Genomic DNA, 20,240 nt, shown 5'->3' with positions numbered 1-20,240 from the left:
CCGATCGCCGACGGCCAGCAGGGTGCCGGTCATGCGCGTCGCACCGGGCCGGACCCAGGTCGACAGAGTCCAGGGCGCATCGGCGGCGACCCCTGCCTGCGCGCCGGTCAGGTCGCGCTCGACGCCGATCCCGCCGGCGAGGATGTCGACGTTATAGGGGCCGGCGTTGCCGATCGCTGCTGGCGCGTCGGCTGGCGCGGTTTGCGCTGCGACCGCGCCCGACAGGGCCGTTCCTAGCAGTAACAGGGTGGTGAGTGTCGCCAGTCGCATGAATAGTCCCTCCTGAGGTGCCGGCTTGGCAGTGCCGCCGGTCAGTTTTGTGCCGCGGTATGCCGGGTCAGTGACCGACCTGCGGATCTTTTGTCCACAATCTTGCGGCACCGCGAACGCCGGAGGCGTCGCCCCAGCGTGCGGGCACGATACGGCCGTCCCACAGGTCGGAAAATGTGTGGTGGCGCACGACATCGGGCAGGCCGGCGTAGATTTCGGTGACGTTCGACATGCCGCCGCCAAGGACGATCACCTCGGGGTCGAGCAGGTTGACGACGAGCGCGAGCACACGCCCGAGGCGATCGACATAGGCATCCAGCGCGGCGCGGGCCGCGGGGTCGCCGGAGCGCGCCGCGGCAACGATGTCGGGTGCGCTGAGCGCCAGCCCGTGTTCGGTGGCAGCGGCCCGCGCAAAGCCGGTACCCGAAACCCAGCTCTCGATGCAGCCCGACAGCCCGCACCAGCATGGCGGAGGATCGGCCTCGCGTCCGTCGGGCCAGGGCAGGGGCAGATGGCCGATCTCGCCAGCGATCCCGTGTGCACCATCAATCGCGGCGCCGGACAGCACAACGCCACCACCGACTCCGGTACCGATCACCAGCGCAAAGACGCTCTGCGCACCCTCAGCGGCGCCATCGATCGCCTCCGACAGAGCCAGGCAATTGGCATCGTTGACCAGCCGTACGGGGCGACCGAGCGCCCGGGCGAGGTCCTCGCGAAAGGGGCGGCCATTGAGATAGGTAGAGTTGCTGTTGCGCATGATCCCGGTTCGCGGTGACGGCGAGCCTGGTGCACCGATCCCGACCGTGCAGCGCGCGCCCCCGGCGTCGTCCGCCGCGGCGACCAGGTTCGATATCGCGGTCAGCGCGCTGTCGTAGCTGCCGGGATTGGGAATGCGTTGCCGCCACGCAGCCGCGCCGTTTTTCGAGAGCAACACGGCTTCGATCTTCGTACCGCCGAAATCGATACCCAGCGCCGGCGCAGCATCCTCGCATACCAGCCCGCCGATGTTGGCAATGGTACCACTCTCCCCCACGATATCCTCCCCCCCATGCTCGTGACCGCTGCACGGCCATCCCGATCGACAATGCCAGTTCGAAAAATAAACGCAAATTGATTATCCAATTGACGGCGCTTTGCGGCGCGGTAGAACACGGGTGCCAAGACAACGGTAAGTTGCGGCTGGCACGTGGGAGAGGGGTAGGGCGCCGCGGCGTCGATCAACTTCATTCTCGCAGGCTAACGCGTTCGCCAATCGCTGGCGGTGTTGATTGTGAGGGAGAGGGTCGGAATGTTGCGCGCAAAATCCAAGAACATGCTGATGGTCGCCGCGTCGGTGACGGCGTTGGTCAGCAGCAGTACTGCGCTCGCGCAGCAAACATCGACGACGCAGGGGGTGTTGCAAAGCGCGCCCACAGATCAGGCTGCATCGCCGTCCGCGGCTGCGGCCGATCAGGCGAGCGAAACGCAAACCCCGACCACCCCGACGAGCGATGCCGCCGCAGAAAGCGAGGACATCGTCGTTACCGGCATTCGCGGCGCGCAGCGGCGTGCGGTTAACCTGAAGCGCGATGCCGCGTCGGTCACCGATTCGATCTCCGCCGAAGACATCGGCAAGCTGCCCGACGTGACCATCTCGGATTCGCTCCAGCGTATCCCTGGCGTGCAGATCCGCCGCGACGCGGGTGAGGGGGCCGCAATCAACATTCGCGGCCTGCCACAGGTGACGACGCTGCTCAACGGCGAGGCCTATCTCGGCGCGCAATCGATCACGACGATCCAACCGAATTTCAACGACATCCCGTCGCAGCTGTTCGCCGGCGCCGACGTCATCAAGTCGAGCACGGCGGACCTGCTCAACGCGGGCATCACCGGCACCGTCAACCTGCGCACGCGCCGTCCGTTCGACCTGAAGAAGGGCTTCACCTTCGCGGCTGCCGCCGAGGGCGCGTACGGCGACAAGACCAAGGAATTCGATCCAAACCTGAACGGCTTGTTCGGCTTCCGTGGCGAGAAGGTCGGCTTCCTCGTGTCCGGGGCCTATTCGAACCTGCATCTGTCGAACTCGCACAACGGCATCCAGGAAGGCTATGGCGCAGCGCTCCACAACGAGCAGTTCAACACTGCCGCCAACCCGACTGGCGACGTCAACCTGAGCAGCGGCTTTTCGCCCGCCAATCGTCCCAAGGGCACGATCGTCGGTACCGGCCGCGACGTGAACGGCGACGGTGACTCGAACGACGCGTTCATCGTCCCACAGGGTTTCACCGCCTGGGACAAGGTGAACCAGCGCGAGCGGATCGGTATCAATGCCTCGGCGCAGTGGGAGATCAGCGATGCGCTGACCTTGAACGCCGACGCGTTCTTCACCCGCCAGAACGAGAACGACCGGACTGCCGGCATCCAGATGCAGAACGTCAACTGGCAGGCGGCCGAATTCGTCCCGGGGCAGTCGCGTAACACGGGTTCGGTTGTTTCGCTCAGCAACGGCGGCGTGACTCGCGACTATGACCTGAACACCACACAAGTCTATAATTACGATCTCGGCAACTTCGACTCGTACGCGCAGAATGATCGCTTCAAGTCGCAGTCGCAGAACTACAATGTGGAACTCAAGTACGACAATGGCGGTCGCTTCAAGGCAAGCCTGCGCGGTATCTACGGCAAGGCCTATTCGAACTACGACCAGAGCTATCTGCAGTTCAGCCCGTCCAACGGCGCGCAGTGGCAGCCGGGCGGGATCGGTCATTATCCGACGGGAGACGTCGCGTTCAATCCCGGCGGCTATGTCGTCAACACCTTGGCGGGCGCGGCGTCGCTACCAGCGACGGTCGATTTCACCGGCAACCAGCCCGTGTTCACGCTGCCATCGCAGCTGACGAACGCGCTCGGCAATATCGACAGCTACACGATGAAGACGACCTCGTCGGAGGGCAATTACCGGCGCAAGGGCGACCTCAAGCTGATCCGCGGTGACGTCTCCTACGAGGCGAACGACAATGTCAGCCTGGCCCTGGGTGGCCGGTATAGCGAGCGCACGGTCGACGATTTCGAATTTGATCGCGCGGCACCGCTCTATGCCGGGCAGGCGTCGCAGGCGGGTGGCTGCCTGGTCAAATGGAAGGCATTCGACGTCCCCCTGAACGATGCCTCGTGCCGTGCCGGTACGGGCACGTTCGGGACCGCCAGCTTCGCTCCCTACACCGCAGGGCAGGTCCGCAAGGCGAGCGATCCGATCTTCAACGGGCAGGTCAAGCAGTACAACCTGCCGGGCGCTGGCCTGCCGCCGATCTACGTGCTGGATCCCAAGGTGATGGACAACGCGCTGGCGTTCCAGAACAGCTTTTATCCCGGCAACGTGGAAGTGCAGAACCCCGGCGCGTCGTTCAACGTCGGCGTGAAGCAGATTTCGGGCTACGCGCAGCTCAACGTCAAGGGCGACGTGTTCGGCATCCCGGTGTCGGGCAATGCGGGCCTCAAGGTCATCAACACCAAGCTCGACATCACGCAGTTCGTCACCGGTTCGCCACAGCCCTATGGCCTGGCCAATCTGAGCAACGGCACCGTCGAGACCAAGCGCAGCTTCACCGACTTCCTGCCCGCCTTCAATCTCGCGTTCAACCTCGTCGAGAATGTGAAGCTGCGGCTTGCCTATTCGAAGACGATGACGTTGCTCGACCTCAACCAATGGGGCGGCGGCCTTAACCCGACCTATGCGATCGACACGAGCAACCCCGGTTCGCCCGTGTTCCGCGTCACCGGCGGCAGTTCCAACGGCAACCCGCAGCTCGATCCGTGGCGCGCCACCAACGTCGAGGGATCGCTCGAATATTATATCGGCGCGAGCAGCCTGATCAGCGTCGGCGCCTTCTACATCGACGTTGCGAGCTTCATCCAGTCGGGCAACATCGTCCGCACCGACCTGCCCGACAATGACGGCGTCGTCCGCAACCGGACGGTCTCGATCAGCACGCCGGTGCAGGGCGATGGCGGGACGCTGAAGGGCGTCGAGGCAGGCTGGAAACAGTCGTTCAGCGACCTAGGCTTCATGCCGTCGATCCTGACCAACTTCGGTATCGACGCGAACATCACCTATTCGCCGTCCGACTCCGGCGCGGTCGATCTGAAGGGCGATGCGATCCCGTTCCAGGATAATTCGAAGATCCAGACCAATCTGGCGGGCTTCTACCAGGACGATCATTTCCAGGCGCGTGTCGCGTGGAATTATCGCTCTAAGCGCGCGGTGCAGCAGAATTTCGGCGGTATCCAGGGTCTCGAACTCTATCAGCAACCAACCAATTATGTTGACGCGTCGATCAGCTACGACTTCACGCCAAACCTGACGCTGTATGCGCAAGGGTCGAACCTGACCGGAGAATACGAGAAATACTATCTGACCTTCCCGGACGAGAAGGCCTACAACAACATTTACGAGCGCCGGTTCATGGCGGGTGCACGCTTCAAGTTCTGAGGCGTAATGTGTGACGCAAATGCCCGCCGGCTTTCATCGGGGGTGGCGGGCACCTGTACGCCGGACTGCGTTGACGGGGAGTTGGTCATGACGGGCAGAACACCGGTCCGGCATCCGCCCGCGGGCCGCTGCGCTCGATCGTCATCGTCGGGGGCGGCACGGCGGGGTGGATGGCGGCAACGTTGCTCGCCCGGCGGCTCGACCGCCAGCCGGTCAAGATCACGGTCGTCGACTCCAGCGCGATCGGCACGGTCGGCGTCGGCGAGGCGACCGTGCCGGGCATCCGCGATTTCTTCCGCGAAATCGGCGTCACCGAGCAGGAGGTGATGGCGGCGACGCAGGGCACGGTCAAACTCGGCATCGAGTTCGTCGACTGGAAGCGCGAAGGCGAGCGCTTCTTCCACCCGTTCGGCCTGTACGGCATGCGATCGCGCGGCGTGGCGTTCCATCATTACTGGCGCAAGATGAACGCTGCCGGTCACGCTTCGCCGCTGGCCGATTTCTGTCTCGCGACCGCGCTGGCGGAGCGCAACCTGTTCATGCCGCCGACCGACCGGCCGGTTCATGATCTGCTGTTTTTCGACTGGGCGGTGCACTTCGATGCCGGGCTATTCGCACGGTTCCTGGCGCAGAAGGCGATCGCATGGGGCGTCGAACACATCGATGCCACTATCACCGATGTGCGCGTCGACGGTCGCACGGGGTTCATCAGCGGGGTGGACACCAGTTGCGGCAAGGCGATCGACGGCGATCTATTCATCGACTGCTCGGGGTTCCGGTCGCTGCTGCTCGGCGGCGCCCTGGGCGTGCCGTATGAAGACTGGACGAACCTGCTGCCGTGCGACCGGGCAGTGGCGATGCCATGCACGCGATCGGGGCCGCTGACCCCGTATACACGCAGCACCGCGCTCGAAGCCGGTTGGCAGTGGCGCATCCCGCTCCAGCACCGCGTCGGCAACGGGTATGTCTATTCGAGCCGTCACATCTCTGACGACGAGGCGGTCGCTACGCTGAAGGGGAGGCTCGAGGGCGAAGCGCTAGGCGAGCCAAACATGATCCGCTTTCGCACTGGGCGGCGTACGGCCTTCTGGCAGGGGAACTGTGTCGCACTTGGTCTCGCCGCGGGCTTCATGGAACCGCTCGAATCGACCAGCATCACGCTGATACAGACGGGTATCGAAAAGCTTCTCGCCTTGCTGCCCGATTGCGGGTTTGATCCCGCGCTGGCGGAGGAATATAATCGCACGACCGGGCTGGAATATGAGCGGATCCGCGATTTCCTGCTGCTCCATTATTTTGCCAATGTCAGGCGTGGAGAGCCGATGTGGGATCGCTGCCGCGACACGGCGCTTCCCGAGGCGCTGGCGCACAAGCTCCGGTTGTTCAAGGCGCGCGGCCATCTGGTCCGGTATGAGTGGGAATCGTTCCAGGATCCGAGCTGGCTGTCGATGTATGCAGGCTTCGGGATCGACGCGGCCGCGCATGATCCCGGTGCCGACCATTTCTCGGTTCCGGACCTTGAATCGGCATTTGCCGGATGAAGGAGTCGATTGCACAGGCTGTTGCGCTCGCGCAGCCGCACGACGCGTTCCTCGGCCTGGCTGCGCGCAGTCCGGGGCTCGCGCAGCCTGCCGAGCCGGGCGGCCCTCCTGATCGCCTGATGATGCCGGCGCGTTAGGGAGTGTCGCGCAGCGTGCAGATTGGCCCGCGCAGGTCTCGCCGCGCAGCCGGGCCGGTCTGTTCGAACGCCATGTAAGCGCGCGTGTCGACCGAATAGCGCGCCCATAGGGGCAACCCGGCGCTGTTGGGATTACCGGTTCTGACGAAGTTGACCCAATAGCGTTGCAGCGGCGGCTGGCCGGGTTGCGGCGGGTTGAACACATAGCCGATCTCGCTTGCATGGCTGACCGTGCCGCCAGCCGGCGCGTAGTCGAACTGATACTGCCACACCGGTACACCGATGCGTGCGAATGCCTTGGAGACGGCGATCGTCGGACAGCGAAAGGTCACGTCATCGGCGATCTGCGCGGTGACGTCACCCAGGCGCAGATCATCGACCGGCGTGCCGCCTCGCTGGAAACCGTAGAGATCGAGCGCCCGGTCGGCGCCCGCACCGAATTCGCGTCGAACCGTCGCCTCCGCCGCCGCGCGACCGCCATGTAGGGGCAGTTCCTTCGCGTTGACGCCGATGACGAGCGGCGTCCGTGCGAACCGGCCGCTCGCCAGCAGCTTGGCGGGCGTGTCGGTCAGGACGCGACCGTCGATTACCGCCTGCAACCAGATGAAGCTGTCATCGTCCAGATCGGGAACATCGACTGCGTCTTGCGCCTCCAGGATTTTGTCGACGGACAGGTTGCGGAGCTGGGCGGTCGGGGCCGTATCCGGCAGTCCGGCGGCCCTTATGAGACGTTCACCCAGGCGTTCGTTCTGCGCGAGCGTGCGCGGCGCGACGCCGAAACCGGGCGTTCCGCTTTCTTGGATCGCCTGCGCGAACAATCCGCGCGAAGCCGGGGCCAGCTGGTGTAGCGCGACGTCCTGCGCGCCGGCGGATTCCCCCGCAATCGTGACGCGCTTTGGATCGCCCCCGAAGCGCGCGATGTTGCGCTGGACCCAGGCGAGCGCCGCCTGCTGGTCCATCAGCGCGTAATTGCCCGAATGCCCGCCCTGTTCACGGCTGAGGGCGGGATGCGACAGGAAGCCTAGCGCGCCGAGGCGGTACTGGACACTCACCAGCACGACGCCCGCTTCGGTGATCCGCGATTCGACGGTGCCGCCCCCGGCGCCCGCGCGATTGCCACCGCCGTGGATCCATACCAGCACCGGCAGCGCCGCGGTCGCGCTCGACGTCGGCGTGCGTACGTCGAGGAACAGGCAATCCTCCGAGCTATTGATCGCCGCGTCCCGGTTCCAGTCGCCATAGACGGGTTGCGGACAGGCCGCATGGGTCGCAATTGCCTCGACAGGTTCAGTCCAACGCGTCGGCCGTTCGGGCGCGCGCCACCGCAGCGGTCCGGTCGGCGGTTTGGCGAAGCGGATGCCGCGGAACACTGCACCGCCGTTCGCAAGCGCCTCGCCGCGGACCGGACCATCGTCGGCGCGCACCACCGGGCCGGCGGTGACGGCTGCGAGCGCCAGCGCGAGGACGATCACTGGGCGAGCGCCTTTGGCGCCGGCTTGGCGAGCGACGCGCGGATCGCCGCTTCGGCAACCGGTCCCATGACGGCATATCCCGCCTTGTTCGGATGGACGCCGTCATAGGTCAGGCTCGCGCGGAACCCCTTGCCGTCGTGTAGCGCCGTCCAGTAATCGGCATAGGTAGCGCCGGTCTGCGCAGCATACCCCTTCAACCAGCTATTCATCGCCACGATCTTGTCGGCGGTTTCGAGGCCGGGCCGCCACGGAAAATCCGCGGCGGGCGGGATCGAGGCGAGGATCACGCGGATCCCGTGCGCGCGCGCAAGTTCCGCCATCGTCATGATATTGGCCTTCGACTGGTCGGGCGTCATCGGCCCGGTATTACCGGCAATGTCGTTGGTGCCGGCCATGATCTGTACGACTGCGGGTTTCAGATCGATCACGTCCTGGCGAAAGCGCAACACCATCTGCGGCGTGGTCTGCCCACCGATCCCGCGTCCGATGCGGTTGTTGTCGGTAAAGAAGGTAGGGGCCATGTCGAACCAGCCCTGTGTGATTGAATCGCCGATGAAGACGACGCGTGGGCCCGCCATGCCGGCCGGCAACTCCGCATTGGCCTCCGTGTAGCGGCCGAGCCATGCCCAATCGGTATGCAACCGCTCCTCCGCTTGGCGCGCGGCGCTGGCCTTCACATCATCTGTCTTCGCGATCGTCGGTGCGGCCGCTGCTGCCAGAGACAAGCTGAGTAAGATCGTTTTCATATTGCGCTCCGGAACTGTCGCCGCGCTATCGCATAATGAAACGGCAAAGCTAAATTTTTGTGCGATCGGCCCACTATGGGTTGTGGCGCCTTATCCTCACGCTGATTCAGGGCAGCGTGGGTTTCGCAGAGCGTGGGGTCACGACGGTCTCCAACTTGTTGTTTGCAATCTGGCAGCACGCTTGGGGCGGCGGTGCTGGGCACTGTGCTTACCAGACTAGAACGCTGACCCGCTGGCCGCTGCAACAGGTTCAGTAGATGCTCGTGGGGCAGGGGTCGGCGGCAAGCACAGTGGCGAAGTGGGCAGGGCTAGCGCGCGACCTGCACCTGACGTTCTGGGGCGTCCTGATAATCGTAGGCGTCACGCTCGCGCTCTCGGTGTTCGTGCCACAAGCGACGAAGGAGCACAGCGCGCCAACCTAAACCGATGTCTGATTGCGGGCAGCAGAAGGAGCGGCATGAAAGTCTGCCTGTGGGTCGCCGCAGCCGCAGCTGCTGAATATGACGTTGTTGTGCGGACGTCTGATACTGGAATGGGCAAAACATGCGAATTAAGCCCTAGCTTCAATCGCCGCCAAGATTGCGGATTCTGTACGGCCCTGAGCGCTTTGCAAGCGGCTTTCCCTTCCAGCTAAGCTGTACCAGCCCGTCGCTGACTAGCTCGTCTATCGCTTCGTGGACTGCAGGCATTGCGCTGCGCCAATCCTGTGCCATTGAACGGGCCACCTCGCTTGGGCATATCGTCGCCCCGGGTGCGCGGCGCTCGAGCAGGGAAAGAGTGGCTGCCTTCGGATCCGTCATCCAGACTGCGTCGACCGCGCACTCCGGCTGGTCAAGTTGCTATTGGCATTCGGTGCCTTCCAGATCTTGGTCGGCGCCATGCGGGCTAAGTAAAGAGCAACTGACCGCCGCGCGCGCAGCGCGGAATCGAGCTTATAATCGCGGCGAAGATCACCGCTTTGTGGGGCCAGCCCTCATATCAAGGCGAGCAACGATCGGTCCGAACACACGATGTCGACAACTCTACCCTTTTGGGTGAAGGCGCCGCCCTCAAAGGCGGCACCTTCAAATGCAGACATAGACGCTGGACGTGGTGCTTTTGCCCTAAGCAACTAGGAGCGGACGACAGTCCCCCCGCTCAGGCGACAACGAGTTCTGCAGCGGTCAAATCCTGTCCCCGCAACCAACCACGACAGCCCCGAAGCGAAAGCTCCGGGGCTGTCGTGGTTATTATGCCAGCGCGTAGTGCGAATATTAAGACCAACTCGCCCCATAGCTAAGATGGTGGAATCAGGTCTGGTCAAAGCCGGAGCGCTGGAACGTGCCTGCCCAAATTTGGCATTCGTTCACCGTGGTCGATGCGACGCCGTAGCGATGCTCGACAGATCGATTGTCGGATCGATCGGCACGCCGGCATCCTCCCGTTCCGAATACCGGTCGACGAGCTGGGCCGCGTGAGGGCGGAGCACGACCGTGAAGCGGACCATCTTCTCCATCTTCGCAAGGCCGATCTGCCGGTCGAGATTCGCGAGTCCGACTTCACGATCCGGGCGGATGCTGACCGTCTCGGTCTCCAGGCGCTGCGTCTCCACCTCATACCCTGCAAGGAATGCCGCGACGATATCGTCGCATATGGGTCGAGCCCACAGAAGAGCTACAGGGCGGTCAGTGAGTTAGATAAAGGTGTGTCGCCACCAATTGGCCGACGTTTGCAAAACTTTACTCGGTACACATCTTGAAGCCAAGGCGCTCTGCCATTGCAGACCGGCCAACGAATAGTTCGTCGGCTGAATTGGATGGAGCGCTGTGCAATGAACCGATATTTTCAACGACGCCGGACGGTTGCCGGGCTGCTGGCCGTCGTGGCCGGGACCGCAGCGATCGCCGGTGCTGGCCTAGCCTCGGCGGTACCGCCCCTACACGGGCCGCCTGGCCATTCGGCAACAGCGGATCCTGCGATCAACGACGCGCACTTCAACAAAATGCTAACGCAACTTCTGCCTGACGGCACACCCAAGCAAAGGGCCCAGCTGAAGCTAATCGCCAATTCGGTCCATACCGATCTGGATGCCTTTCACGCAGAGTTCCTGACCGCGCACCAACGTACATACATCCTGCTGTTGCAGCCGTCGATCGATCGCGCCGGGTTGGAGGCATTGCGTGTCGAGCAGGTGCAGCAGGCGGACCGTGCCTCGCGGCGGATCGTCCAAGGGCTGGCCGACGCGGCCGAGGTGCTGACACCATCACAGCGCGTCCGATTGGCTGCTCATCTCAAAGCGGTCCATCACAAGGGAGCAGGGCTGTGAGCCCCTTTTTGGTTGGCATATGCATACTGGCCGTCTCAGGCGACGCCGCGCCGCTGACGTCGCCGTCAAGCCAGACCCTGATAGAACGCGTCAGCGTTGCCGATCTCGATCTACGCGGCGAAGCCGGCCGGGCAACCCTTCAGAGGCGCATCCATGGAGCAGCGCGTCGGGTATGCGCCACCCAGGGTGTTTTGCCATTGGCGATGAACCTGAGCGAGATGCGCTGTACTCGAACTGCCATAGCCCGTGCTTCGGCTCAACTTGACCAGATTGCTGCCGCCCATGCGGCAGAAGCGGTCGAGATCGCAGCACTCGTGGTCGACACAGGTCGCTGACGGCACGCGATCGTCGGACCTGGCCTACAGGCTTTGTGCATTGAGCGAAGCCTGTATGGTCTGCTGGACATCCCTGCATCATCTTCCGAAGGCTAAGGCCATCATTCAGCATATCCTGATGATTGAAGACGATTGCCGCCTGGCGGCGATGGTGAAGACCTATCTGGCCCAGCACGGCTATCTCATCGCGCACGCCACGACCGGCGAGGAGGGCCTAGCCGCGTTGCGCGACCACGAGCATGCGGGGTTCGCGGCCGTGCTGCTCGACCTGATGCTCCCCGACAGCGACGGGCTCGACATCTGCCGTCGCATCCGCGCACTGCCGTCGCCCGCCGGCGCGGTGCCGATCGTGATGCTCACGGCAAAGGGTGACCCGTTCGACCGCGTAATCGGCCTGGAGCTAGGCGCTGACGACTATCTTCCCAAACCGTTCGAGCCCCGCGAGTTGCTGGCCAGGCTACGCGCCGTGCTGCGCCGACCGGCCCTGGCGGCGGCGGACAGCCTGCCGCGACTGCGGTTCGGGCGGCTGGAGATTGACCGCGATGCGCGCGTGGCACAGCTGGGCGGGCAGGGTTGCCCGCTGACCGCTTATCAATTCGAACTGCTCGTGGTGCTCGCCGAGCGCGCCGGTCGCGTGCTGTCGCGCGACCAGCTGATTGACGCGTTGAGGGGCGGAAGCCACGAGCCATTCGACCGATCGATTGACGTTCATATCGGACGCTTGCGTGCCGCAATCGAAGACGATCCCAGGCAGCCTCGGCGCATCATCACAGTACGCGGATCGGGCTACGTGTTCGCACGGGTGCAGGATGGCTGAGCCTGACGTGCTGGACGGTGACAGCGGCCGACCCCGCCTGATGCAGCGCCTGTATTGGCGGATCTATCTCGCATTGCTGGCGAGCCTAACCGCGGCGGCAACTCTCTTTGGATTGGCGCACCTCCGCTACGGCGCGGCGCCGGCGGCCATGCAGGGCTTCCATGGCCATCTCGCCATGCTGGCGCTACTGCTGGCGATTGCGGTGGTCGTGGCGGTCGCTGCATTACCCGTCGTTCGCCGGCTCACCCGCCGGCTTGAGCGGCTCCAGGCCAGCGTCGATGCCTGGGGAACGGGCGATCTGTCGAGCCGGGTTGCCGTCGAGGGGCGCGACGAAATTGCGCGGCTGGCAATGAGATTCAACCAATCGGCCGGGCGGATCGAAGCGTTGATGAGCGCGCAGCGGATCCTGCTAGCCAATGCCTCCCACGAACTGCGATCGCCGCTTGCGCGTATCCGCATGGCGATCGAGTTGCTGTCCGAGGCACCGTCCGTCGCAGTACGTGCGGAGCTAGCGCGCAATGTGATGGAGCTCGACCAGCTGGTCGAGGAGGTTTTGCTCGCAAGCCGGCTCGACGGGATGTCAAAGCGTGAGCACCGGCCAACCGTTTTGGACCTGACCGCGCTCGTTGCCGAAGAATGTGCGCGGGCTACCGCGCAGTTCACTGGAGAGCGAGTAGAGATCTGCGGCGATGCGATCCTCCTCCGGCGGATGCTCCGCAATCTCCTCGACAACGCGCAACGTTACGGCGGAGGGACGGCGATCCTCGTCATGCTGACAGCCTCTGCAACGGAGATCGCGCTTGAGGTCCACGATGGTGGCGCAGGCGTCCCGCCGAGCGAGTGTGAGGCCATCTTCGCGCCGTTCTACAGAGCACGGGGGCGCGAACGAGGGTGATGGCGGACATGGCCTCGGTCTCAGCCTCGTCCGTCAGATTGCACGCCAACACGGAGGTGAGGTGCGCTGCATTGCAGCCGAGGCGGTTGGTGGTCGGTTCAGGGTGGCATTGCCGAGATGAACAGCTCTGCCGCAATGCCGCCCGAAAAGCGGCCGGGAATCTAAACGAACGGACGACCGAAGTTTGGGGAGCACATAGGGCGCGAACGCCCGCTTGTCGGTCAAATCTGCGAAAACGACGCCGGACTTAGGATCTGGTTATCTATCCCGATGGTGATTTCGCGGTCGGTAAGCCCCGGCGTCGAGATAAGCCGGCGCCAAGCGGGATCCGACCCGAAGGTACGCCAGTTTCGTTCACGGGTCGCAAGGTCGGGAAACGTCAGCAGGTAGGTCAGGCTCGGCAGGCGAGCTCCGGTAAGGTCCTGGGCGAAAAAAGACCGGCGTTAGGCCAGTCCGACGGAATATCTCGATCTCACCGCCCGTGTCGAACATCCCGATCTTGGTCATTCCTGCCGCTTCGCTATGGCTGAAATACGTCCTGAGTTCGAATATGCGGGGCGTGTTGCTGCTCGAGGCGTCGGTCAACTCGAGACGAAGAAAGTGAGGGAAGGCGCGCATCAGCTTCACCTCGAATGACGTGTATGGCGGCGCGTCTGGCGTCGCCTTCAAAAACGACCCGGCAGCCGTGGTGTAGCTCGGATCGGCGGAAAGCCTGCCGGGCAAAGCCACGAAATCCTCGATCGAGGGATAGGGGACGAGAACATGGACGCTTGGACTTGCGGACCCGATCGCCACCGTAAATACCCCCACCGGCCCGCAACCCGCGCGTCGTGCTGCTGGTATAAAGGCGTTCCTCAGATATGCGTCCAGACGCTCCTTCATGGGGCCGTTTACCAGCCGATAGGTCCGCAGCTCGTAGATCTCCAGGGTTGCTGCCGCGTCGCGAGGCTGAGCCTCAGCCTCGCCAGTTGCAAGCGCCACGCCGCCCATAGCGGCACCTGCGAGCAACGAACGTCGATCAATTGGATATGCCATGATGCCCTCGCAAAGCCGTCCGGGCCAGTCGAGCGCAAGCCGCAACCGTCGTCAATCCGCGATGTCTGCCCGCTGATGATTGACCTGCGCCGACTTCGCGGCATTCCTGCGTCAAATGTGCCAGCTGGGTGGCGTCAACTGGTTCAGCGCCTTGATATAGAGATAGATACTGACAGCGCTTAATCATCGAAAGTAGCTGTCCAGCTAACATGTAAGTGCGACCAAAGTTGGGGATCTGGGACTGGTTACCGAATGGCCGACCTCGGTCATCCCATGGCAGCGATTGGCAAGAGCCGCTGTCGAGCGCGCGGCGCAGCGGTTCCACCTTGTCGGCATAGGCGGCCAGCCGGCTTATGCAGCTGGCAGCCGATAGGGTGCACGGTAGCGGGGCGTGATTAGTGTGTTCGCCTCTGTGTCATCCCTGAACTGACCTGTCGCAGTATCCCAACTCACCTTTCGGCCTGTGCGCAAGGCGATGTTTCCCATCTGGCACACGATCGCGGTGTTGGACGCCGCCTCAATCGTACACGCTGGCGTGCGCGCGCGATCCTTGACGCAGGCAATGAAGTCGGCTGTATGCCGGTCCAGCCCCTCGTCCTTGGCTTTCGTGACCGGGATCTCCCGAGTCATGGCTTTGCCATCGCTCGTTTCTGGAGTGACGCGCCACTGGCCACGATCGACGACAAGGGTGCCGGTCTCGCCGACGAAGGCGACGCCGTGGTCGCGGCCGCCATAGGGGCCCTGACTGATGCCGACCGCATGCTCCCATTCCACGGAATAGTCGCCGAAATCGTAGATGGCGGTCTGCGTGTCCGGGGTTTCCATCGCAGAGCCCGGATAGCCATAGGCGCCGCCAAGCGAACTGACCGAACGAGGTGCCTCTGCCTTCATGCCCAACAGCGCGATGTCCATCAGATGGACCCCCCAGTCGGTCATCAGGCCGCCCGCATAGTCCCAGTACCAGCGCCAGCTGAAGTGGAAGCGATTGGAGTTGAAGGGGCGCAGCGGTGCGGGGCCCAGCCAGCTATCATAATCGACGCCGGCGGGTGGGGCCTGATCCGGTTGGGGAACGACGCGCTTCATCCATCCCATGTACGCCCAAGCCTTGACCTTTCGGACCCGACCGATGCCGCCGGACTGAACATGCGCGATCGCGTCTGCCCAGTGCTGGTTGCTGCGTTGCCACTGACCAACCTGAACCAAACGATTGTGACGCTGTTTGGCGGCGACCATGGCACGGCATTCGGCAATGGAGTTTCCGAGCGGCTTTTCGCAATATGCGTCCTTGCCCGCGGACATGGCATCGACCAGCTGAAGCGCGTGCCAATGGTCGGGCGTAGCAATGATCACCGCGTCTATCGACTTGTCGTCCAGCATCCGACGATAGTCGTCGTAGAGCTTCGGCGTGCGGCCTGAGACCTTCTTCAATTCGGCACCGCGTGCCGCAAGGACCGTAGCGTCGACGTCGCAAAGGGCTACGGGCGCCACGTCGGCCCGCTTGCACATGGCTGATAGATCCGACCAGCCCATGCCCTTGCAACCGATAAGACCCACCTGGACCTTGTCGTTCGCCGAGACCCGGCCGCGGCGCTGGGCAAAGGCCTGGCTAAGCGGCACTACGGTAGCAGCCGAGGCTGCGAGGCCGCCAACCAAGAGGGCGCGGCGGTCGAAGCTGGTGGTCATGTTGGTCCTCCCCAATCTGTCCTGACGGCATTGGTAGCGCCCAACCGCCCCTTCGCAAGACCACAGACGCAAAGGGAGTGCGCCGCAAAACGCAGTTCCAGCTCCTGAGCAGGGTCATCCAGACGAAAAGCAGCGTTCGGTCGGCCATGACCAAGAACGTCACGCATCGTCGAAATAACGATCCGAATGATAGAGCAGTGCTCACCCTCTTCGATGGCAGTTGGGCACCCGCAAGATCTGATGCATGTTGGCTTGGTCGATGAGAATGATACCCTTCCTGACGAAGCCGCGCCTGCATTGGCGCTCTTCGATCACGCCGGCACCGACCGTGCTGCCTGTGATGACGTGCTCGAAGCCATCTCCGTCCGGCTGGCGGCCGTCGCCGGTGGTTCGACGGCAGCGTTGGATCAGGCCGCCGCGCTTGCGACGGCCCTTGTCGAGGAGTTCGGGTTCATCCGCGACGCTCGCTTTCGCACCAGGATTGCGCGCAAGGTGCCCAGTTCGGCGTCTTAACCTAAAACGCGACCTTGAACTGGCCGCCGATGATCCGCGGCTCGTTGATCATCCCCGTCAGGTTGTTGAAATCGATCGCGCTGATGCTGCGATACTGGTTGGTGATGTTGCGCACGAACGCGCCGACCTCATACCCCTGCGGCGATTTATAGCCGACCTTGAGCCCGCCTTCGAGCGACGACTTGCCGGTGAACTCCACCGCTTCATACAGGAAGAAGTTTATGCGGCTGCGATAGACCCAGTCGGTATAGGCATAGACCTCGCCACCGTTCGCGAGCGGTATGCCGTAGCGCGCTGTCCAGTTGGCGATCCAGCGTGGCGCCTGGGGGAGATCGTTGCCGTCGATCATCGCAAACCCGTTCACGATCGGGTCGAGCACGGTGCAGGTCGCGCAGACCCCCACGCCGATCGAGCGATCGCGGATCTCGGTGAAGTTGTAGCTGCCGCTTGCGGTCAGCGACAATTCGGGTACCGGCCGCGCCTCGAACTCGCCCTCGACGCCGTAGCCGATCGCCTTGTTCGCGCTGATCAGCCGTGCCGAGTTGCTGCTGCCGCCGACCGCAGTGATCTGCAGGTCCTTGGTGCTGTACCAATAGGCGTCGAGCGAGAAGTTCACCTTCCGGTCGAGCAGCGTCCCCTTAAAGCCGCTCTCGCCCGAGAAGGTCGTCTGCTTCGGTGCGGTGCTCTGGACGCTGCCGAACGTCACGCGGTCCTGGATCGCCGGCCCCTGATAGCCGGTCGCAAGCCGCGAATACACGTTGATCGCGGGGGTCAGCTCATAGGTCGCGCTCGCGTCCCAGGTCACGTTCGAGCCACGGACGACGGCACGCGCGGGCAGTGTGTCGCTGATCCCGGTCCCGGGGATCGGTGCGGTTACGAGATCGTTGCGATAGTCGTGCGAATAGCGGACGCCTGCGCGCAACGTCAGCAACTCGGTCGGCTTCGCCTCGATCGATGCAAACGCACCGTAATTCTCGTTGCGATTGTCGTGAAAGACGTCCTGCGTCAGGTCGGTCGCACGCGATCCGGTACCGCCGAACGCATAGTCATATTGATGATAGCGCAGCGTCTGGTAGAAATAATACAGCCCGCCCTGCAAGCGGATGCCGTTCATGTCCTCGCTGGCGTAGCGCAGTTCCTGGCTGAACTCCTTGGGCTTGGTGAGGCCGCCGGTGTTCGACGGGAACAGCCCGACGCCGATCGCGCCGATCGTGCCGCCCGTAAACGGGTAGCTGTTGCCGCCGTCGACGTCGCCGGTGCTCTCGACCTTGGCCTGTTCATAGCCGGTGACCGAATAAAAGGTGCCGATGCCGTCGAGGTGATAATCGAGCCGCAGGTTGGTGCCCCATTGCGTCAGGCTCTGGCTGGTATAGCCGTCGAGCGTGACGTGCTTGGGGTCGAAGCCGGTGTTGAAGTCGTTGGTGCCGGGTTTGAACAGCCCGGCGCGGAAGATGCGCGGCGAGCCCGTGAGGTCACGGACGTGGACGTTCAGCAAGGCGTTGAAGTCGGTGCTTGTATAGCCGAGCTGGAAGCGGCCGGCGACATCGCGGTACCCTTCGAGTTTGCGGTCGGCATTGCCCGTCGTGGAATCGTTGGTGACCCAATCGTCGCGCGACTGGATCAGGCCCGATGCACGGAATGCGAAGCCGTTGCCGATCGGCAGGTTCAGCGCCGCCTCGCCGTTGATCGTGTTGTAGGTCGCCCAGGATCCGGTCGCATAGCCCGAGGCCTTGTCCGGATCCGGCTTCGCGGAATTGATCTTCACGACGCCGGCTGGCGTGTTGCGCCCGAACAGCGTGCCCTGCGGCCCGCGCAGCACTTCGACGCTTTGCAGGTCGAACACCGGGAAGGATTTCAGCATCGGATTTTCGAGCGCGACGTCGTCATACACCACCGACACCGGCTGTGCGGCGTTCGGATCGAAATCGGTATTGCCGAGCCCGCGGATGTAGAAGCGCGGGAAGGTGCGGCCGAACGACGATTCCACCTGGAGGCTCGGCGTACGACCGGCGAGGAACCGGATATCGAGCCCGCTCGAGTTGAGCACGTCGAGTTTCTCACCGCTGATCGCGGTGACCGCGAGCGGCACGTCCTTCGCCGATTCCCGACGGCGGGTCGCCGTGACGACGATGTCGCCGACGCCTGTTCGCCGGCCGGATCGCCGACGGCTTGCCCCGTCGGCGCCTGGTCCTGCGCGACGGCGGGTGTGGCACAGACGAATAACGGCGCGCTGGCGGCCAGCAGCCGGGCGATGGCAGACGTACGAACGGGCAAGCGAATCATGGATGGTCCCCCCTTGGGCTTCGAACATCCTCCTGCGTCGATCCGTGTGACCCGGATCCGACCCCGACCGGTAACATCACTGCAACGTGCGGCAAGAGACACGATCGGCGGCGATGCATTTTTGCTGCGCACCGCGACATCTTTGCCCCAGTTGCGGTCGCGGTCATCCCCGACGATTGGTTGCGGGGAGCGCAATCGTGAAGCTATTGCGGCCCGGCAGACGCGGCGATCGTGCCGGACCGGGGAATAGATATGCGCGTGCTTCTCATCGGGCTGGGTGACATCGCTCGCAAAGCATATCTTCCGGTTCTGTCGACGCGAGCTGATCTCGACATTCACCTGGCGACGCGCGATGCGGGCGTCCTCGACGAGGTCGGCCGCTCGTTTCGTATCGGGCATCGGCACACCAGCGCTGCAGATGCGCTTTCCACCACATCGTTCGACGCCGCCTTCGTCCACGCGTCCACGCAGGCACACGGCGAGCTCGTCAGGCTCCTTGTTGAGAGAGGCGTCCCGACCTTCGTCGATAAGCCGCTCGCCGATAATCTCGGCGACGTCGAAGCGCTTGTCGCCTTGGCCACGGACCGTGTCGTTCCGCTTATGGTCGGCTTCAACCGGCGGTTTGCGCCAGATTATGTCGCATTGCGAGGCATCGACGCGAACCTCATCATCCTCGAAAAGCACCGCTGCCGGCAACCCAACGAACCGCGGAAGGTCGTCTTTGATGACTTCATCCATGTCGTCGATACGCTGCTGTTCCTGGCCCCAGGACCGGTCCGCCGACGCAACATCGAAACCCATGTCGTAGACGGCATGCTCCACACGATCACCCTCACGCTGGCAGGCGACGGGTTTACCGCTATCGGCACGATGCATCGTAACAGTGGGCTCGACGAGGAGCGCCTGGACCTCATTGGCGGTGGGGCCCGTCATACCGTGCTGAACCTTGCTGATCGCGTCGAGACAAGCGGGACACAGCGCTTACATCGACGAGGCGACTGGATCTCGGTAGGAGAGCAGCGCGGCTTTGCGGCGATGTGCGACGACTTCCTGCTTGCGGCGCGTGAGCGAAGGCCGGTCGATGCAGCCGCTATTCTCGCAACGCATGAAGTTTGCGAGGCCATCGTCCGTCACACGGAGGCGTGAAGTCTCGGACAGGCGTTCCGTAATTCGAAGGCGTCGGCGCACAGCCCGCACCGCACCGACAAGGTCGCCCCCACTTCATGTACGCCAGTGCCGACAACCGCCTAAATGGCATGCAGTGGCTTAGCCGGAAACCTCATTGAATGAGTGTCCGCAGCTCGGCGGGGGGGGGAATGCCCTGCGACGTCAGCTTGTGGGTCGTAGGCGAAAGAAGGTCGTGCGTGGCGGTAGCCCTCGGACTGCCATGGGCCCGGTCTGTAGCGAATTGCGTTGCAGAACGACCCAAGGGTTATTGGCCGGCATTTGGACGACACGAGCCAGCGTGGACACGTCAGCAGCTACGATCACTGTCTCGAGCTAACGTAAGTCCCAGAGCGGGCTGCGTGTCTTCGGGGAAGCGTTGAACGTTTCGTTGGACGGCCCGGTCGGCTGATCTGCACGGTGAAAGGGGTCGTGCAGGAACAATGGATCGCCCGCTCGCAACAGGCGGGCCGCCCCGGCGAGTGACCCGAGCGTCGTCGACCACAGGCTGAAATGGACCATGTTGATGCACGATATCGGCGCCGCGCTTACGATCGCTCAGCCTGCAACGGC

Annotated in this window: 17 protein-coding genes; 8 read left to right on the top strand and 9 right to left on the bottom strand. The window is 63.6% G+C overall.

Annotation, left to right across the window (positions count from 1 at the left end; all coding sequences use genetic code 11):
- On the bottom strand, positions 1–270 hold a 270-nt coding region (locus NI18_RS09790), incomplete at its 3' end, for a hypothetical protein (protein WP_037529749.1).
- Positions 271–337: 67 nt separating this feature from the next.
- Positions 338–1,306 carry an ROK family protein gene (locus NI18_RS09785; RefSeq protein ID WP_306286338.1) on the bottom strand — a complete coding sequence of 323 codons (969 nt, stop codon included), beginning with the start codon at positions 1,304–1,306 and terminating at the stop codon, positions 338–340.
- A gap of 255 nt (positions 1,307–1,561) precedes the next feature.
- Here NI18_RS09785 and NI18_RS23285 point away from each other — a divergent pair, with 255 nt between their 5' ends.
- From NI18_RS23285 to NI18_RS25625, 3 genes are all read left to right on the top strand, one after another.
- A complete protein-coding gene (locus NI18_RS23285) occupies positions 1,562–4,741 on the top strand; it encodes a TonB-dependent receptor (protein WP_037529747.1) in 3,180 nt (1,059 codons plus the stop codon).
- Between the two features lie 170 nt (positions 4,742–4,911).
- Positions 4,912–6,282, top strand: coding sequence for a tryptophan halogenase family protein (locus NI18_RS09775; RefSeq protein ID WP_198526983.1), 1,371 nt, complete (start codon positions 4,912–4,914; stop codon positions 6,280–6,282).
- Positions 6,279–6,419 carry a hypothetical protein gene (locus NI18_RS25625; RefSeq protein ID WP_198526982.1) on the top strand — a complete coding sequence of 47 codons (141 nt, stop codon included), beginning with the start codon at positions 6,279–6,281 and terminating at the stop codon, positions 6,417–6,419. Before NI18_RS09775 ends, NI18_RS25625 begins: the two co-directional genes overlap by 4 nt.
- On the opposite strand, the gene NI18_RS09770 is transcribed toward NI18_RS25625, so the two are convergent.
- The 4 genes from NI18_RS09770 to NI18_RS09755 all read right to left on the bottom strand — a co-directional run bounded on the left by NI18_RS09770 (position 6,416) and on the right by NI18_RS09755 (position 10,228).
- Positions 6,416–7,891: a carboxylesterase family protein gene (locus NI18_RS09770; protein WP_031439219.1), complete on the bottom strand. Its 1,476-nt coding sequence runs from the start codon at positions 7,889–7,891 to the stop codon at positions 6,416–6,418. The two genes, NI18_RS25625 and NI18_RS09770, sit on opposite strands and share 4 nt — an antisense overlap.
- Positions 7,888–8,637 (bottom strand): SGNH/GDSL hydrolase family protein, encoded by a 750-nt coding sequence (locus NI18_RS09765; RefSeq protein ID WP_037529746.1) that lies wholly within the window; start codon positions 8,635–8,637, stop codon positions 7,888–7,890. Before NI18_RS09765 ends, NI18_RS09770 begins: the two co-directional genes overlap by 4 nt.
- A 563-nt stretch (positions 8,638–9,200) precedes the next feature.
- The gene (locus NI18_RS23280) at positions 9,201–9,437 is read right to left on the bottom strand and encodes a DUF3253 domain-containing protein (protein WP_081874081.1); all 237 of its coding nucleotides are present in this window, start codon (positions 9,435–9,437) and stop codon (positions 9,201–9,203) included.
- 545 nt (positions 9,438–9,982) lie between these two features.
- Positions 9,983–10,228 carry a hypothetical protein gene (locus NI18_RS09755; RefSeq protein WP_031439217.1) on the bottom strand — a complete coding sequence of 82 codons (246 nt, stop codon included), beginning with the start codon at positions 10,226–10,228 and terminating at the stop codon, positions 9,983–9,985.
- Positions 10,229–10,393: 165 nt separating this feature from the next.
- On the opposite strand from NI18_RS09755, the gene NI18_RS09750 reads away from it, so the two are divergent.
- From NI18_RS09750 to NI18_RS09740, 3 genes are all read left to right on the top strand, one after another.
- Positions 10,394–10,942, top strand: a complete 549-nt coding sequence (locus tag NI18_RS09750; protein ID WP_128082174.1) for a periplasmic heavy metal sensor — start codon at positions 10,394–10,396, stop codon at positions 10,940–10,942.
- A 246-nt stretch (positions 10,943–11,188) separates the two neighbouring features.
- Positions 11,189–12,094, top strand: a complete 906-nt coding sequence (locus NI18_RS09745; RefSeq protein ID WP_306286337.1) for a response regulator transcription factor — start codon at positions 11,189–11,191, stop codon at positions 12,092–12,094.
- Positions 12,087–12,989, top strand: coding sequence for a HAMP domain-containing sensor histidine kinase (locus NI18_RS09740; protein ID WP_052149104.1), 903 nt, complete (start codon positions 12,087–12,089; stop codon positions 12,987–12,989). The genes NI18_RS09745 and NI18_RS09740 overlap by 8 nt, the downstream gene beginning before the upstream one ends.
- Positions 12,990–13,343: 354 nt before the next feature.
- Here NI18_RS09740 and NI18_RS09735 read toward each other — a convergent pair whose 3' ends face one another.
- On the bottom strand, positions 13,344–13,979 hold the full coding sequence (locus NI18_RS09735) for an NIPSNAP family protein (protein ID WP_052149103.1): 636 nt from the start codon (positions 13,977–13,979) through the stop codon (positions 13,344–13,346).
- 396 nt (positions 13,980–14,375) lie between these two features.
- Complete coding sequence (locus tag NI18_RS09730) at positions 14,376–15,707, bottom strand: Gfo/Idh/MocA family oxidoreductase (RefSeq protein WP_037529744.1); 1,332 nt, start codon at positions 15,705–15,707, stop codon at positions 14,376–14,378.
- A 252-nt stretch (positions 15,708–15,959) separates the two neighbouring features.
- Between NI18_RS09730 and NI18_RS09725 the strand changes: the two genes are divergently transcribed.
- Positions 15,960–16,220, top strand: coding sequence for a hypothetical protein (locus NI18_RS09725; RefSeq protein WP_128082173.1), 261 nt, complete (start codon positions 15,960–15,962; stop codon positions 16,218–16,220).
- Position 16,221: 1 nt separating this feature from the next.
- Here NI18_RS09725 and NI18_RS09720 read toward each other — a convergent pair whose 3' ends face one another.
- Positions 16,222–18,309 carry a TonB-dependent receptor gene (locus tag NI18_RS09720; protein WP_128082172.1) on the bottom strand — a complete coding sequence of 696 codons (2,088 nt, stop codon included), beginning with the start codon at positions 18,307–18,309 and terminating at the stop codon, positions 16,222–16,224.
- Between the two features lie 446 nt (positions 18,310–18,755).
- On the opposite strand from NI18_RS09720, the gene NI18_RS09715 reads away from it, so the two are divergent.
- Positions 18,756–19,649 carry a Gfo/Idh/MocA family oxidoreductase gene (locus NI18_RS09715; RefSeq protein ID WP_037529740.1) on the top strand — a complete coding sequence of 298 codons (894 nt, stop codon included), beginning with the start codon at positions 18,756–18,758 and terminating at the stop codon, positions 19,647–19,649.
- Positions 19,650–20,240 lie beyond the last annotated feature (591 nt).

The organism is Sphingomonas sp. Ant20, from assembly GCF_000783375.1.
GTDB lineage: Bacteria > Pseudomonadota > Alphaproteobacteria > Sphingomonadales > Sphingomonadaceae > Sphingomonas > Sphingomonas aerolata.
The sequence above is the reverse complement of the archived record's forward strand: the minus strand, read 5'-3'. Positions and strand labels throughout refer to the sequence as shown.